The 15,908-nt window shown below is 72.3% G+C and carries 11 protein-coding genes; 9 read left to right on the top strand and 2 right to left on the bottom strand.

Annotated features, from left to right (window positions below; genetic code table 11):
• The first annotated feature begins 54 nt into the window (after positions 1-54).
• The 5 genes from ACZ7LV_RS02370 to ACZ7LV_RS02350 all read left to right on the top strand — a co-directional run bounded on the left by ACZ7LV_RS02370 (position 55) and on the right by ACZ7LV_RS02350 (position 6,506).
• Positions 55-1,323 (top strand): extracellular solute-binding protein, encoded by a 1,269-nt coding sequence (locus ACZ7LV_RS02370; protein ID WP_471934915.1) that lies wholly within the window; start codon positions 55-57, stop codon positions 1,321-1,323.
• A gap of 46 nt (positions 1,324-1,369) precedes the next feature.
• The gene (locus ACZ7LV_RS02365; RefSeq protein ID WP_471934914.1) at positions 1,370-2,356 is read left to right on the top strand and encodes a carbohydrate ABC transporter permease; all 987 of its coding nucleotides are present in this window, start codon (positions 1,370-1,372) and stop codon (positions 2,354-2,356) included.
• Positions 2,353-3,219: a carbohydrate ABC transporter permease gene (locus tag ACZ7LV_RS02360; RefSeq protein WP_471934913.1), complete on the top strand. Its 867-nt coding sequence runs from the start codon at positions 2,353-2,355 to the stop codon at positions 3,217-3,219. Before ACZ7LV_RS02365 ends, ACZ7LV_RS02360 begins: the two co-directional genes overlap by 4 nt.
• 169 nt (positions 3,220-3,388) lie before the next feature.
• Entirely contained in the window at positions 3,389-4,948 is a 1,560-nt protein-coding gene (locus ACZ7LV_RS02355; RefSeq protein ID WP_471934912.1) for a beta-N-acetylhexosaminidase, read from the top strand.
• A gap of 88 nt (positions 4,949-5,036) precedes the next feature.
• On the top strand, positions 5,037-6,506 hold the full coding sequence (locus ACZ7LV_RS02350; RefSeq protein WP_471934911.1) for a cellulose binding domain-containing protein: 1,470 nt from the start codon (positions 5,037-5,039) through the stop codon (positions 6,504-6,506).
• A gap of 78 nt (positions 6,507-6,584) precedes the next feature.
• Here ACZ7LV_RS02350 and ACZ7LV_RS02345 read toward each other — a convergent pair whose 3' ends face one another.
• Both ACZ7LV_RS02345 and ACZ7LV_RS02340 read right to left on the bottom strand, forming a co-directional pair.
• Complete coding sequence (locus ACZ7LV_RS02345; protein WP_471934910.1) at positions 6,585-7,004, bottom strand: SRPBCC family protein; 420 nt, start codon at positions 7,002-7,004, stop codon at positions 6,585-6,587.
• 50 nt (positions 7,005-7,054) lie between these two features.
• Positions 7,055-8,059 carry an aldo/keto reductase gene (locus ACZ7LV_RS02340; protein ID WP_471934909.1) on the bottom strand — a complete coding sequence of 335 codons (1,005 nt, stop codon included), beginning with the start codon at positions 8,057-8,059 and terminating at the stop codon, positions 7,055-7,057.
• 144 nt (positions 8,060-8,203) lie between these two features.
• Between ACZ7LV_RS02340 and ACZ7LV_RS02335 the strand changes: the two genes are divergently transcribed.
• The 4 genes from ACZ7LV_RS02335 (at position 8,204) to ACZ7LV_RS02320 (ending at position 15,901) form a co-directional block, all read left to right on the top strand.
• On the top strand, positions 8,204-9,103 hold the full coding sequence (locus tag ACZ7LV_RS02335) for a LysR substrate-binding domain-containing protein (RefSeq protein WP_471934908.1): 900 nt from the start codon (positions 8,204-8,206) through the stop codon (positions 9,101-9,103).
• A 656-nt stretch (positions 9,104-9,759) separates the two neighbouring features.
• Entirely contained in the window at positions 9,760-11,670 is a 1,911-nt protein-coding gene (locus ACZ7LV_RS02330; RefSeq protein ID WP_471934907.1) for an AfsR/SARP family transcriptional regulator, read from the top strand.
• A 78-nt stretch (positions 11,671-11,748) separates the two neighbouring features.
• Entirely contained in the window at positions 11,749-13,974 is a 2,226-nt protein-coding gene (locus ACZ7LV_RS02325) for a TOMM precursor leader peptide-binding protein (protein WP_471934906.1), read from the top strand.
• Positions 13,964-15,901, top strand: a complete 1,938-nt coding sequence (locus ACZ7LV_RS02320) for a TOMM precursor leader peptide-binding protein (RefSeq protein ID WP_471934905.1) — start codon at positions 13,964-13,966, stop codon at positions 15,899-15,901. Before ACZ7LV_RS02325 ends, ACZ7LV_RS02320 begins: the two co-directional genes overlap by 11 nt.
• Positions 15,902-15,908: the final 7 nt, after the last annotated feature.

Raw genomic sequence — 15,908 nt, 5'->3', positions numbered from 1 at the left:
GGTCAAGTCGGTGTCGCGTGCCCCTCCCGACTCCAGGCTCTCCAGAGGTGAACCGTGAAACACCGCTCCCCCGCCCTGATCGGCGCGATGCTGCTGAGCGCCGGGCTCGTCGCCTGTTCCTCGTCCGGAAGCGGGTCCGCCGACGCCGCCGGCGGCCGTACCCCTCTCGACGTCTGGCTGATGCGCGACAGCGTCTCGGCGGACTTCCAGAAGGAGTTCGAGACCGGCTTCGAGAAGGACCACCCCGAGATCGACGTGCGGATCCAGATCCAGGAGTGGGACGGCATCGGCGAGAAGGTCACCGCCGCCCTGGCCAGCAACGACGCCCCCGACGTCATCGAGGTGGGTAACACCCAGGTCGCCCAGTACGCCCAGAGCGGCGGACTGACCGACTTCACCGCCAAGGTCGACGAACTCGGCGGCGACACCTGGCTGAAGGGCCTCGCGGAGCCCGGCGCGTACGAGGGGAAGCAGTACGGCATCCCGTACTACGCCGCCAACCGCGTCGTCATCTACCGCACCGACCTCTTCGAGGAGGCCGGCATCGACGCCGGCGCCATCAAGACCCGTGAGCAGTGGGTCGCCGCCACCGAGAAGCTCGACAAGGGCGACACGCAGGGCATCTACCTGCCGGGCCAGAACTGGTACGCCCTGGCCGGGTTCATCTGGGACGAGGGCGGCGACCTCGCCACCGAGTCCGGCGGCGCGTGGAAGGGCGGCCTGGACAGCCCCGAGGCGCTGCGCGCGATGGAGTTCTACCGCCGGCTGCAAGTCCTCGGCAAGGGCCCCAAGGACTCCGACGAGGCACAGCCGCCGCAGGCCGAGGTGATGGCCAAGGGCAGTGTCGCCCAGATCATCGCCACGCCCGGCGGCGCCAACGTCGTCGTGCAGAGCAACCCCGAACTGAAGGGAAAGCTGGGCTTCTTCCCGATCCCGGGCAAGACCGCGACCACCCCGGGCGCCGTCTTCACCGGCGGCTCCGACCTCGTCGTGCCGGCCGTCGCCGCCCACCAGGACGAGGCCTTCACCTTCCTCAAGGAACTCGCCGGTGACGCCTGGCAGAAGAAGCTCGCCCTCGCCATGAGCTACGTGCCCAACAAGACGTCCCTGGCGGGTGCCGTCGCCTCCGACCCCGGTGCGGCGGCGATGGCCGTCGGCGCCGCCAACGGCCACGCCACCCCCAACACACCGCAGTGGGCGGCCGTCGAGGCCAAGAACCCCGTCAAGGACTACATGACGGCCGTACTCACCGGAGGCGATCCGCGCACCGAGGCCACCGAGGCGTCGCGGACCATCACCGAGACCCTCAACAGCGGCTCCTGAGCCCCCGGTTTTCGTCCGTCCCAGCGCCCCGAGACAAGGAGACGCCGTGTCGACCGCCCGTGAGCGGACCGCACCCCGCTCCGTCACCCGCCGCCCGGCACGGCGCCCCTCCGCGCCCGCCCCCGCCCCGGCCCTCCGCGCCGACCGCGGCTCCCTGTGGCCCTACCTGCTGATCGCGCCCGCCGTCCTCGGCATGCTGTACCTGCTGCTCTACCCCCTCGCCCGGGCCGTCGTCATCTCCTTCCAGGACTTCCGGCTGCGCCAACTCATCCTGGGCGACGCCGAGTTCGTGGGGCTGCGCAACTACCGCACGCTGCTCGCCGACCCCCGGTTCTGGGAGGCCGTACGCCGCACCTTCGTGTTCATGGCGGTCAGCGTCGTCGCGATCATGATCATCTCGACGCTGGTGGCCCTCATGATCGAACGGCTGGGCAGGATCGGCCGGACCGCGGTCCTCAGCTCCCTGGTGCTGGTCTGGGCGGTGCCCGTGGTGGCCGCCACCACCGTCTTCCAGTGGCTCTTCCACTCGGAGTTCGGCATCGTCAACGAGGCGCTGACCGGCCTGGGGTTCCACTCCTTCGCGAGCTATCCCTGGTTCGCCCACGGGGGCACCGCGTTCACCATCGTCGTGGTGCTCATCGTCTGGCAGTCGGTGCCCTTCGCGGCCATCACGCTCTACTCGGCCCTCACCACGGTCCCCGGCGAGCTGTACGAGTCGGCGCGCATCGACGGCGCCGGCGCCGCCCGCATCTTCCGCTCGGTGACCTTCCCGCTCCTGCGCCCGCTGTTCATGCTCGTGCTGTCCCTCGAAGTCATCTGGACCTTCAAGGCCTTCGTCCAGATCTGGGTGATGACCCGCGGCGGGCCCGGCGACGCCACCACCATCCTGCCCGTCTACGCCGTGCAGACCGCCCTCGCCAACCAGCGCTACGACCTCGGTTCGGCCGCCTCCATGGTCACCGTCCTGCTCATGGGCGGCGTCCTCGTCCTCTACTTCCGCCAGTTGTTCCGACAGGAGGGGGAGCACCTGTGACCACGACGCACCCGTCCGCACGCCGGAACGCCGCGCACCGCGCGCTGCGCCGGCTTCCGCTGCGGGCCGCCGCCGCCCTGACCGTGCTGGTCTGTCTGTTCCCCGTGTACTGGATGATGTCGACGGCACTCAAGCCCTCCCGCGACATCCAGTCGTACGAGCCCCGCCTGGTCCCCCGGGAGTGGACACTCGACCACTTCCGGCGCGCCGTGCAGGCCGACGGCTTCGGGCTGTTCTGGCGCAACAGCGTCCTGGTCACCCTCAGCGCCGTGCTGCTCGCCCTGCTCGTCGCTCTCGGTGCCGCCTACGCGGTGGCCCGGCTGCGCTGGCGCGGCCGCCGGCAGTTCATGCTGGCGGTGTTCCTCGCGCAGATGGCTCCCTGGGAGTCGCTGATCATCCCGGTGTACATCATCTCCCGCGACACTGGCATGCTCGACCGGCTGCCCACCCTCACCCTGATCTACTTCATGATCACGCTGCCGTTCACCGTGGTGGTGCTCCGGGGGTTCATCGCGGGCATCCCGCCGGAACTGGAGGAGGCCGCACAGGTCGACGGCTGCACGCGGCTCGGCGCGTTCCGCAGGGTGGCCTTCCCGCTGCTGGCGCCCGGTCTGATGGCCACCTCGCTGTTCGGGTTCATCACCGCGTGGAACGAGTTCACCTACGCCAACTTCCTGATCATCAAGCAGCAGGACAGCCGCACCCTGCCCGTCTGGCTGTCCTCGTTCCAGTCGACCTTCGGCACCGACTGGGGGGCCACCATGGCCGCCGCCACCCTCTTCGCGCTGCCCGCGCTGATCGTCTTCCTCGCCCTCCAACGCCACGTCACCTCCGGCCTCGCCTCCGGCGGGGTCAAGGGATGACACACCCGCGTTCCGCCCCCGGCCCCGGGGACGGGGACGGCACCACGACGGACAGCGCGCCACCGCCGACGCCGGCGCGGCCGTCACCGCCACCCCCACCGCCGTCACCCTCACCAAGAGACCGATGCCCCCGCCCGACGAGCCCCGCCGACCATCGGAGACGCACCCCGTGGACCTGCCACGCCCCGAACTCTCCCTGGTACCCCGCCCCCGCAAACTGTCCCCACGCCCCGGCCGCTACCGCATCGACCACACCACCCGGCTGCGCGTCACCCCCGGCGCCGAGGCGGCCGCCCGCCTGCTGCGCGGCTACCTCGCGCCGGCCACCGGGCAACGCCTGGAGCACGCCGACGACGGCACGTTCGTCCTGGCCCTGGACGCGACGCTCACCGGACTCGGCGACGAGGGCTACGGACTGACCGTCGGCCCGCACGGCGTCCTGCTGCGCGCCGCCCGCGCCACCGGCCTGCTGCGCGGCGTCCAGACCGTACGCCAACTGCTGCCCGCCGACGCCCTGTCCGCGACGGCCGGCCACGGCCCCGTGGACCTGCCCGGGGTGGAGATCACGGACGTGCCGGTCCATCCGTGGCGCGGCGCCCTGCTCGACGTGGCCCGCCACTTCCAGCCCGCGTCCTATCTGCGCCGCTACGTCGACCTGCTGGCCCTGCACAAGCTCAACGTCCTGCACCTGCACCTCACCGACGACCAGGGCTGGCGCATGCCGGTGGCGGCGTACCCCCGGCTCACCGAGGTCGGCGGCCACCGCGCCGAGTCGATGGTCGGCCCCGCGGGCAGCGACCGCTTCGACGGCCGCCCGCACGGCGGCGCGTACACCCGCGCCGAACTGGCCGGACTCGTACGGTACGCGGCCGAGCGCGGCGTCACGATCCTGCCCGAGATCGGCCTGCCGGGCCATGTCCGTGCCGCCCTCGCCGCCTACCCCCAGCTGGGCAACCGCCCCGGCCGGCGGCTCGACGTGTGGACCGAGTGGGGTGTCTGCCCGAACGTGCTCGGCGTGGGCGACCACGTCATCGACTTCTTCCGTACCGTCCTCGACGAGGTGCTGGACGTCTTCCCCTCCCCGTACGTCCACATCGGCGGCGACGAGTGCCCGGCCGACGAGTGGGAGGCGAGCCCGGACGCCGCCGCCCGGGTGGCACGTGAGGGCCTGTCAGGGCCGGGCGAACTGCACGGCTGGCTGCTGGCCAGGATCGCGGCGCACCTGATCCGGGCGGGCCGGCGCCCCGTCGTCTGGGCGGAGACCGACACGGCCCTGCCCCCCGGGTGCACGGTCATGAGCTGGCGGGACCCCGCCCATGCCTGGGCGGCGGCCCGCGACGGGCACGACGTGGTGTACGCGGACCACCGCGCCACGTACTTCGACTACGCCCGCGCCTCCGGCCCCGGGGAACCCCCCGCCCAGCCCGGTCTGATCGTCGACCTCGCCACCGTGCACGCCCTGGACCTCACTCCGCCGTCCGGTGAACCCGCCTTGAGCGGACACATCCTGGGCGCGCAGGGGCAGCTGTGGACCGAGTTCGTCACGACCCCCGCGCACATCGAGTACCTCAGCTTCCCCCGCCTGTGCGCCCTCGCCGAACGGGTGTGGGACCCGGCCTCCGACTGGCCGGACTTCCGGAGCCGGCTCACCGGACACCAGGCCCGCCTCGCGGCGCTGGGCGTGCCGCACGCCGTCCCGCCGAGCCGCCCGGCCTCCGCGGCCGTCTGACCCGGCCACACCGACCGCACCACAGCGAACCGCCGTGCACCACCTCCTGCCCTCCCGCGGCGCGCGGGAGTCACCGAAAGGACCACGGATGAGTACTCGCCCCACCTCTCGCCCCACCCCTGGTTCCCCCACTCGCCCCACCGGTCTGCGCACCCGCGTGGCCCTCGCCCTGACGGCGCTGACGGGGTGCGCCGCCCTCGCCACCCTGCCCGTCACGACGGCCTCCGCGGCCGCCGACGGGGTGGCCGTGCAGTACCGCACCAGCGCCTCGGGAGCCACCGCGGACCAGAGCGAGCCGTGGTTCAAGGTGCGCAACACCGGCTCCGGGACGGTCCAGCTGAGCCAGGTCAAGATCCGCTACTACTTCAAGGCCGACTCGGCGAGCGCCTCCTACCGCTTCGCCTGCTCCTGGGCCGTGCGCGGCTGCGCCGGCATCACCGGCACCTTCGGAACCCTCGCGCACCCCACCGCCACGGCCGACCGCTACCTGGAGATCGGCTTCACCTCGGCCGCCGGCACGCTGGCACCGGGCGCCGACACCGGCGACATGCAGTTGCGCTTCCACCAGTCCACCTGGCAGACGCTCCGGCAGAGCGACGACTACTCCTTCGGCGCGGCCCAGACCTCGTACGCCGACTGGACCAAGGTCACCGCCCAGCTCGCCGGAACAACCGTGTGGGGCACCGCCCCCGAGGGCAACGACCCCACCGACCCGACCGACCCGACGGATCCGACCGACCCCCCCGGCGGCGGCCAGGCGCTCTTCGACGACTTCTCCTACAGCGGGCACACGGACCCGGCCCTCTCGGCGCACGGCTGGAGCGTGCGCTCCAACTCCGGCGGCCCCGGCGTCCCGGGGGCCGTCTGGGACCCCTCCAAGGTCACCTTCGTCAACCAGTCGGGCAACACGGTGATGAACATGGAGACCTCCACCGCGGGCACGGGCGCGACCACCCGGCACACCGAAGTCCTCACCCGGGCGACGAAGTTCAGGAACGGCACGTACGCGGCCCGGGTCAAGTTCTCCGACGCGCCGAAGTCCGGACCCGACGGCGACCACATCGTGCAGACCTTCTTCACCATCAACGACCTGAAGGCCCCGATGGCCGACGACTACGCCGAGTACGACTTCGAGTATCTGCCCAACGGGGGCTGGGGCGAGCCCGCGAACATCCTCTACACGACCTCGTGGGAGACGTACAACCCCGACCCCTGGCAGGCCGTCAACCAGCACAGCGAGAGCCGCACCAGCTTCGCCGGCTGGCACGACCTGGTCGTGACCATCGACAACAACGCCATCACGTACTACGTCGACGGCGTGCACTTCGGCACCCATGACGCCGCGTACCTCCCCGAGCGGCCCATGTCGATCAACTTCAACCAGTGGCTGATCGACCTCAACGGCCAGACCTCGACCACGCCGCGCGCGTACGACCAGCAGGTCGACTACGTCCTGCACATCAAGGACCAGGTCCTCACCCCGGCACAGGTGGCCACCAAGGTGGCCGGGTACCGCGGCGCGGGCACGTCCTTCGTCGACGAGGTCCCGGCGGGCTGATCCCGGCCGGGGCGCGGACGGCCCTGCCCCGGCGACGCGGACGTCGCCGGGGCAGGTTGCCGTGCCGGGCGGTGGCCCTCACCCGTCCAGCGCCCTGAGCAGCGCGGACAGTCCGTCGGCGTAGATGCCGTGGAAGAGGGCCTCGGCCTCGGCGTCGCCGACACCGACGGGGGTGAAGGTGCCGGACCATTCCACCCGTGCCGCTTCCGGTGCCCCTGTGACGGCGTGCACGGTCAGCGTGGAGAGGTAGCCGGTGACCGGGAAGGGCGCCTGCTCGATGGCGTAGGAATACGTCCGCTTCTCGTCGTCGAAGGCCTTGAGCCGTTCGACGATGACGTCGCCGTCACCGTTGGTCAGACGACGGATACGACCGCCCTCGTCGAGTTCGCTCTTCGGGATGTAGGGCAGCCAGTCGGGCAGGGCGTCGAACCCGCCGATGAGGCGCCAGACGTCGTCGGCGGACCGGGGGACGTCGACGGAGGCGCTGGTGGTGGCCATGGTGCTGTTCCTTTTCGCGTGGTGGTGGGGCCGCAGGGGTGGGGTGACGGTCAGGGCGTGGGAGCGTCCGGGGCGATGAGCGACTGCTCGCGCAGGGCCGACCAGAAGGCCGCCGGGACACGCTCGCCGACGGCGGCGACGTCCTCGGCGATACGGCTCGGGCGGGTGGCGCCCGGAACCACCGCGGCGGTGGCCGGGTGGGCCAGCGCGAACTGCAGGGCAGCGGCCTTGACGCTCACGCCGTGCTCGGCGGCGAGCCCCTTGATCCGCTCGACCTTGGCGATGATCCCGGCCGGCGCCTCCTGGTACTCGAAGTGCCGGCCACCGGCGAGGATGCCGGAGCTGTAGGGCCCGCCCACGACCATGTCGACGCCCTGTTCGGTGGCGGCCGGCAGCAGGCGCTGCAGGGCCCGCTCGTGGTCGAGCAGGGTGTAGCGGCCGGCCAGCAGGAACGCGTCGGGCCGCGGCTCGTCGAGGTCCAGGGTCAGTTCGATCGGCTCGACCCGGTTGACGCCCAGGCCCCAGCCCTTGATGACGCCTTCGTCGCGCAGGCGCTGCAGGGCGCGGAAGGCGCCGGTGCGGGCCGTCTCGTACTGGGACAGCCACTGGTCGCCGTGGAAGTCCTGGGCCACGTCGTGCACCCACACGATGTCGAGACGATCCGTCCTCAGGCGCTTGAGGCTGTCCTCGACGGAGCGCAGGGTGGCGTCCGCCGTGTAGGAGTCGACCATCTTGTGGGGTCGGCCGTGCGCGAACAGACCGCCCTTCTCGCCCAGATCGCGGGCGGCGGGGTCCTCCAGTTCGTCCTGGACGATGCGGCCGACCTTGGTGCTCAGCACGTACGCGTCGCGCGGACGGCCGGCCAGCACCTCGCCGAGGCGGAGCTCCGACAGGCCCGCACCGTAGAAGGGGGCGGTGTCGAAGTAGCGGATGCCCTGGTCCCAGGCGGCCTCGACGGTGGCCCTCGCCTCGTCGTCGGGGATCTCGCGGAACATGTTGCCGAGCGGCGCGGTGCCGAAGCCCAGGGAACCCGGCAGCAGGGACTTGATGCCCATGAGGAAGATCCTTCGCTGTTCTGCGGTGCGCGGAGTTCATGATGTTTTGTCCTCCTCCGCGGCTCTTGCGCTTTCGAGGTTAGGATCGAGCCGTCAGACTGTCCAAGACTTACTTGGACATACTTGAGTCCTGGAGGGTCTCACATGCTTGACCTGCGACAACTTCGCTATTTCGTCGCGGTCGCGGAGGAGGAGCACGTCGGACGCGCGGCGGAACGCCTGCACATCTCCCAGTCCCCGCTGAGCCGGCAGATCGCGCAGCTGGAGAAGAACCTCGGCCTGGTCCTGTTCGAGCGCAGCCAGCAGCGCCTGCGCCTGACCTCCGACGGCCGTGTGTTCCTCTCCGAGGCCCAGGCCCTGCTGCGGCACGCGAGCCGGCTGGAGAACCTGGGCCGGCGCCTCGGCCGCGGCGAGGAAGGCGGACTGTGCGTGGGCTACGTCGGCCATGCCATGCACACCGGTGTACTGCCGCTCGCGCTGCGCGAGTTGCACCGGGAACGGCCCGGGATGCACGTCGCGCTCTACGACCTGACGGCGGCGGAGCAGTTCGAGGGACTGCGCCAGCGGAGCCTGGACATCGCACTGGTCTCCGAGGCCCCGTCGGATGCGGACCCGGACCTGCGCGGCACGCTCCTGGTAGAGGACCCCCTGCTGCTGGCGATGCCGAGCAGCCACCCCTTGACGGAGACCGCGGAGATCGCGCCCCCGGCGCTGGGCGCCGAACCCTGGGTCGCGGTCGAGAACAGCCAGGATCCCGCCTGGCGGGACGACTTCGTCGCGTCCTGCGCCGCCGCCGGCTTCACTCCCGACATCCGGCTCGAAGCCCCCGACGCCCTCACCGCCCTGGGTCTGGTCGCCTCCGGCCTGGGCATGGCGCTGGTGCAGGAGAGTATGCTCCGCAACCGCCCACCGGGCGTCACCGTCCGCCGGCTCCCCTGGTTCGAACGGTCCGTGCGCCTGTGGGCCGTCTGGCACCGGGTCGACCTCCGCCCGGTCGTGGCGTCCTTCCGGGCGACCGTGCTGAGGACCCGCGAGGCCCCTTGAGGCGACCGCGTCGGCACACCTCTTCGACGCCGGCGCGACCGCGGGAATTAACGGCCTCTCCCCGAGCCGTTCGCCATGACGAGCAATGGCGGCGAAACCTCGCCCCGTCGGCGGCGTACTTCGCTACCCCAAGTAACCCACAGCAAATTCCCCCGGCGCAATGGTGTCGCGCGACCGCGTCAGCAATAAAAGCAGAGACATATTCACGTTCCTAGGATCGAATTCAGCCACGGAGAAGCGCCTCTCCGCACGGGCCGAACGGACGACGGCGGCACATCCTAGGGAACCGATCCGCTCTTACCCTAGGGTCGGCACTACCCGGAATTCCCGCTTCCAGCTGCGCACTTCGCGACCACCGAGACACGCTGGACAAACGCACCAAGTGCAGCATTCGCGGGAATGCGGAGTAAATCCGACGGCCCCTTAACTTTCTCTAACCCGGGGATCGACGTGGCTCCAAGTCATCACTAAGGTGTCCGCTGGCACCTGCATGTAAGGCACTCCCAAAAAGGGGCCTGAGGGCCGCTGCCGATCAGCATGGAATAGAAGTAGACCGTTACCCCCGACCTTTGCATTCCTATTCCTGTCGGCCACGGAAGCGAGCTCGACCAGCCGCCCTCCCGTACCGTCAGCAAACAAACGGAGCGACAAACAGGATGCGGTTCCAGCTGCTAGGGCTGCTCAGCATCGCCGATGGCGAGCACGCCGCCGTCTTGCAGCCGTCCAAGCCGACGAGTCTGCTGGCGGCCCTGCTCATCCACTCCGGTGCGGCCGTGTCGACCGAGTACCTAGTACGCGCCGTGTGGGACACCGAACCCCCCGCGACGGCACGTGCGGCCCTGCAGAGCTGTGTCCTGCGGCTGCGCCGGATCTTCGCGAAGTACGGGATCGCCAACGACGCGATCGAGGCGGTCCCCGGGGGATACCGGATGCGTATGGACCGCGAGACCCTCGACCTCGTCCGCTTCCGCGAACTGGTCCGCTCGGCGGACTTGGTGGGCGACGCCGAGACCGAGTCCTACGTGCTCAGGGAGGCGCTCGCCCTCTGGCACGGCCCGGTGCTCGCGAACGTCTCCTCGCACATGCTCCATCGCGACGAGGCACCCCGGCTGACCGAGGAGCGCCTGCGGGCTTTGGAGCGCCTCTGCGACATCGAACTGGCGCGCGGACGATGTCGCGAGGTGCTGTCGGAGGTCTGGGACGCGGCGAAGCGGCACCCCGAGAGGGAACGCTTCTCCGAGCAGTTGATCGAGGCCCTCTACCGAACCGGCCGCCAGACCGAGGCCCTCGCGGAGATCCGAGCCGTCAAGGACAGGCTCAAGGAGGAGTTCGGCATCGACCCGGGCGCCCCCTTGCAGCGCCTGGAGCTGGCGATCCTGCGCGGCGAGGAGATCGGCGTCGAGCCGGCCCGCACCCTCCCGGCGATCGCGGCACGAGCCGTGCCGAAGGCGGCGCTCCCCCCGGGCGGGCCGCCAGGGCCGAGCGTCCCGTCACCGGACGCGCCGCGCCCCGTACCCGCCCCCGCGGCGGCGGCCCAGCCCCCCGCTCCCGTTTCGCAGCCCCCCGCCGCGACTCCGGCCGCGGTGCCGACGGCACCCGCGTCGCCCACCGCGCCGTCGGCGTCGTTCCCCCTCGCCACGGTGGCGCCCGTCCCCTGCTTCACCGGGCGCGCCACACAACTCGCGGCGATGCGACGCGCGTTGACCGCCGACGGCCCGGGAGCCGGACCGGTGGTGATCTCCGGAGCCCCCGGGATCGGCAAGACCGCTCTCGCCCTCCAGGCAGCCCATCTCGCTCAGGAAGCCTTTCCCGGCGGCTGCTTCACCCTCGCCCTGACCCGTCCGGACGGCGGCCCGCTCGACGCCGCCGAGGCCCGGGCCCAACTGCCCGCGCACGGCACCGGACGCCGTCTGCTCGTCCTCGACGACGCGGTGAGCGCGGAGCAGGTACGCCCCCTGCTCCCCTCCCCCGGCGAGGGCGTCGCGGTGGTGACCAGCCGCCGCGGACTCGCGGGCCTGGTCGCCACCCATGGCGGGGTCGTGCACCGCCTCGACACGCTCGCCCCGGAGGAGTCGCACCAGCTGCTGGTCGCCACCCTGGGCGCCGAGCGGGTCGCCGAGGAGCCCGACGCCGCCCACGAACTGGCCCGGATCTGCGACCACTTCCCGCTGAGTCTGCGGATCGCCGCGGCCCGCCTGCTGACGCGTCCCGGCCTCGGGATCGGCGACTGCGCCGCGTGGCTGGCCGCGGACCTGCCGGCCAGGCTCGCCCTGGCGGACGAGCCCCTCATGTCCGTACCCCGCGTGTTCGAAGCGGCGCTGCTCCGGCTGAGCCCCGAACTGCGGGAGGCGTTCCTGCTGCTGGCCACGGAGCGCCCCGCTGTCCCGGCCGCCTCCGACCCGGCGGACGTCTCGGACGAGGTCCTCGAACGGCTGGCGGACGCCGGCTTCGTCGAAGAAGGCCCGCCCAAGCCCTACCGCATCCACGAACTGCTCAAAATCTACGCGCGTCAGCTCGGGACCACCCCGTCGACGGTTCCCCTCGGCACCACGGCCTCCCCCGGCTGACCACGGCATCCGCCGAACACATCAGGCCCACCCGGCCACCCCATCCACCACCGGCCCCCATCCAGAGGTGACATCAGCATGCCTACCGCACGGTACGAAGCCGTCGCAGCGTCCCGCCCCCGTATCCGGCGCGACGTCCTGTTCACCGAGACCCCCGACGGTGTCCTCTTCCACAACGCCGACGGCGGTTTCCGGCTGACGGCCAAGTCGGCGTACCGCTTCGCCACCCTGCTCGTGCCGCACTTCGACGGCGAGCACACCGTCGCCGAGATCTGCGCCGGGTTCGGTGAGCGCCAGCGTGCGATGGTCGGCGAACTCGTCGGCACCCTGTACGAGCGGGGCTTCGCCCGTTCCGTGCCCCCGAGACCGTCGCCGGAGGCGTTCGACGGGCCCGAGCCGTCCGACGACGTGGCGCGTCGCTACGCGGCCCAGATCGCGTACGCCGACCACTACGCCGACGACGCCGCACGTCGCTTCCAGCGCTTCCGCGACACCCGGGTGGCCGTCCTCGGCACCGATCCCGTGGCGCGTTGGTGCGTCCTGAGCCTGATCCGCAACGGCAGCGCCGCGATCGGCGTCCTGCCGGGGCTCGGGCGGGACGGGATCACCGACGAGGCGGCGGCCGCGGACGCCGACGGCTGCCCCGTCGACCTGCGCGAACTCGACGCGTCCGGCGGCTCGGACGCACCCGTGGCCTGGGAGTCCGTCGAGGGCTACGACGTCGTGGTGGTCACGGGCGGACCCGACGCTCCCCGCGTCGTGTTCCCGCTGCTGCGGGCCGGGGTGCCCGCGGGGCGCACCCTCATACCGGCCTGGTCGTTCGGCGACCACGCGGTGGTCGGTCCGTCGATGTCGGCGCAGACCACGGGGTGCTGGTCGTGCGCCGTGCTGCGGCTGGGAGCGGGCGCCGGCGCCGCACGGGCCGCCGACGTGTGGAGTTCGCTCGCCCTGGACCCGACGGCCGCCACCCCCGCAACGGGAGCCCACCCCGGCCGCCCGCTGGCCGCGATGCTCGGCAACCTGCTCGGCTACGAGGTGTTCAAGACCGCGACCGGCGCGCTGCCGGCAGAGACCGCCGGGCAGCTGATCATCCAGGACGTGGAGTCGCTCGACGTCACCTCGGAGCCGCTGCTGCCCCACCCTCGTTGCCCGTGGTGCGCGGAGGAGCCGGAGGCGGTCCTCCCCGAGATCGACCTCGCGAGCGCGGACGCCGGGGGCGGCGTCGCGCTCCCGACCGTCGACACCGCCCGCGAGGCGGACGCCCTGGTGGACGAGCTGAACCGCCGCTCGGTGCTGCTGCGACCGCACGCCGGGGTGTTCACCCGCTACGACGACGAGGACATCACGCAGACGCCGCTCAAGCTCAGCGTCGTGGAGCTCGGCCTCGGCCACGGGCACACCCGCCGTGTCGGTGCCGCCGACGTCCACCACGTCGCGGGCGCCCGGCTGCGTGCCCTGCACCGTGCCGCCGAGACCTACGCCGAGCACGTCGTCCCGCACCGGCGCACCGGCGCGCCCGAGCCGTCGGTCCGCCTGGCCCCGACCGGGTTCGGCACGTGGACCGGCATCGGCGACGCGGGGTCCGCGGTGCGCGGCTGGGTGGGCGCCACCTCTCTGCTCACCAAGGAGCGGTTCCTGGTGCCGGGCGAGGCGGTCCGCCCCTTCGGCACCGAGAACCGCGACCGGCTCTTCGAGGCGACGAGCGCCGGCATGAGGGCGGGGGCGAGCGCCGCCGAGGCCGCCGCACGGGGCGTGCTGTCGGCCCTCGCGTACGACGCGCTCCAGCGTGCGATGCGCGCGCACGGGGTGCCGCACGGGGTGCCGGGTGTCGCCGTTCCCGCGGACGCCGATCCCGAACTCACGTTCCTGCTGCGCTCCGCCGCCAACCTCGGTGTCGAGGCGGAGCTGCTCGACCTCGGCGAGCGGGAGCACTCCGGCGTGGCCGTGGTGCTGGCCCGGGCCGGGGAGCGCTGGGCGGTGGCCGCGGAGCTGTCGTACCCGGCCGCGGCCTCGGCGGCGCTGCGCGACCTGCTGGGAGAGGTCCAGCTGGAGCAGCAGGGCCGTGCCGGGGGCATCTCGTACGGGGATCCGCTGCTCAGCGACTTCGATCCGCGCGCGCTGGCCCTCTCCGCCGCCGCGACCGTCGAGGAGACGGGCCCGCCCTCGTGGGCGGACGTGCTGCGCCGCCTCGGCGAACAGCGCCGTGACGCCCTCGTGGTGCCGACGGGCTCCGTCGACCTGGAGCGCGCCGGTGTGCACGTCGTCCGTGTCCTGCTGACCTCGGAGGCCGGGCGTGTCCGTTAGCACCACGGACCGGCCGGCGACCGCGCCGGCGGCTGACGGGCCGAGTCCGGTGCGGCTCATGACGGGCCTGCTGCGCACCGCGCTGGACGACCAGGGCCACGGCGGCATCGCCGTGTCGGTGCGCGCGCTGGGCTTCGGCGACGCGTTCGCCGGGAGCCACAGCCCGCACCCGCCGGGAACCGTGCCCGTGCACCTGTACGCACGGCAGGCCGTGGTGGGCCCCGTCACGGTCGACGGTGTGGCGCCGTGCCCGCAGTGCCTGACCCGGCGCTGGCAGGCGGTGCGCTCGGTGGCGCTGCGCGACGCCCTCGAACTGGGCGGCGCCACGCACGAGTCGGGCCCCTGGCCGTACGCCGTCCCGTTCGCCGCCGAGGCCCTCGCCGCACTGGTGGGGCAGGCGCGCGAGCACCCGGTGCGTGAGCCCTTCCCGGACATCCATGTGCTGGACCTGGAGACCTTGTCGGTCCGTCGCTACCCGCTCGTCCCCGACCCCACGTGCCCGGCCTGCTCCCGGCCCGCGGCCGACTCGCCCGAGGGCGCCGGCGTCACCCTGGAGGCCGCCCCGAAGCACGCCCCGGGCACCTTCCGGCTGCGCGGGATCGAGGCGTACGACATCGACGTGGCGGCCTTCGCCAACCCGGTGTGCGGTGCCCTCGGCCCGTCCGTCGTGCACGACGTGTCCTCCACGTCGACGTCGGCCACCATCGGCTGCTTCTCGATGCGCTCCGGCGAGTACCTGCGCGAGACGTTCTGGGGCGGACACGCGGGTTCCTTCGGCGCCTCGGCCCGCATCGGCGTCCTCGAAGGTCTGGAGCGGTACGCGGGCATGCGGGCGCGCGGCAAGCGCACGTCGGTCACCGGGACGCTCGACGAGTTCGGGCCCGAGGCGGTCGACCCGAGACGCGTGGGGCTCTACTCGGAGGCGTTCCACCAGGAGAACCCGCACGTCGTGCGCTTCTCCCCGGACCGTGAGATCCCGTGGGTGTGGGGGTACTCCCTGCGCGACCAGGAACCTCGCCTCGTGCCCGAGATCCTGACGTACTATCACGCGCCGGGCCTGGAGAACCGGTTCGTCCAGGAGAGCTCCAACGGCTGTGCGTCGGGCGGCTGCGTGGAGGAGGCCGTCTACTTCGGCCTGATGGAGGTCGTCGAACGGGACGCCTTCCTGCTCGCCTGGTACGGGCAGCAGTCCCTGCCGGAGATCGACCCCGCCACCAGCGCCCGCCCCGCCACCCGGCACATGGTCGACCGGCTGGCGATGTACGGCTACCGGGCCCGGTTCTTCGACACCCGCATCACCTTCCCGATCCCCGTCGTCACCGGCGTCGCGGAGCGGATGGACGGCGGTCTGGGGCGGATGTGCTTCGGCGCGGGCGCCGGGCTCGACCCGGAGTCGGCGCTGGACGCCGCGCTGTGCGAGATCGCCACCGACGCGGTCAATCTGCGGGGGCGGTCCGAACGCGACGAGGCCAGGCTGCGCGCCATGGCCGAGGACTTCTCGCGGGTCACCGCGCTGCACGACCACCCGCTGGTCTACGGCATCCCCGAGATGGGCGTCCACGCCGACTTCCTGCTCCGCCCCCCGGCCGCCGGGCCGCCGCGCGCGGTGGCCGACCTGCGCTGGCCCGACGCCTCGGGCGCGGCTGCCGCACCGGATCTGCGGGACGACCTGGAGCGCTGTGTCGCCGCGGTGGTCGAGGCCGGGTTCGACGTGGTCGTCGTCGACCAGACGCTGCCCGAACAGCGGCTCCTGGGGCTGCACACGTTCAGCGTGCTCGTCCCCGGTCTGCTGCCGATCGACTTCGGCTGGTCCCGTCAGCGTGCCCTGGGCATGCCCCGGCTGCGCACCGCCCTGCGCGAGGCGGGGCTGCGCGAGCGGGACCTGCGGGCGGCCGACCTCAACCCGGCTCCGCACCCCTTCCCGTGACCGCGCC

Source organism: Streptomyces sp. NPDC107562 (genome assembly GCF_055657325.1).
Note: the sequence above shows the minus strand (reverse complement) of the source record. Positions and strands in the feature narration are given on the sequence as shown.

Excerpts from the sequence above, each read along its gene's own strand:
- ACZ7LV_RS02345 (WP_471934910.1), bottom strand. The coding sequence starts at position 7,004 with ATGGCCACCACCAGCGCCTCCGTCGACGTCCCCCGGTCCGCCGACGAC.
- ACZ7LV_RS02350 (WP_471934911.1), top strand. The coding sequence starts at position 5,037 with ATGAGTACTCGCCCCACCTCTCGCCCCACCCCTGGTTCCCCCACTCGC.
- ACZ7LV_RS02340 (WP_471934909.1), bottom strand. The coding sequence starts at position 8,059 with ATGGGCATCAAGTCCCTGCTGCCGGGTTCCCTGGGCTTCGGCACCGCG.
- ACZ7LV_RS02335 (WP_471934908.1), top strand. The coding sequence starts at position 8,204 with ATGCTTGACCTGCGACAACTTCGCTATTTCGTCGCGGTCGCGGAGGAG.
- ACZ7LV_RS02325 (WP_471934906.1), top strand. The coding sequence starts at position 11,749 with ATGCCTACCGCACGGTACGAAGCCGTCGCAGCGTCCCGCCCCCGTATC.
- ACZ7LV_RS02330 (WP_471934907.1), top strand. The coding sequence starts at position 9,760 with ATGCGGTTCCAGCTGCTAGGGCTGCTCAGCATCGCCGATGGCGAGCAC.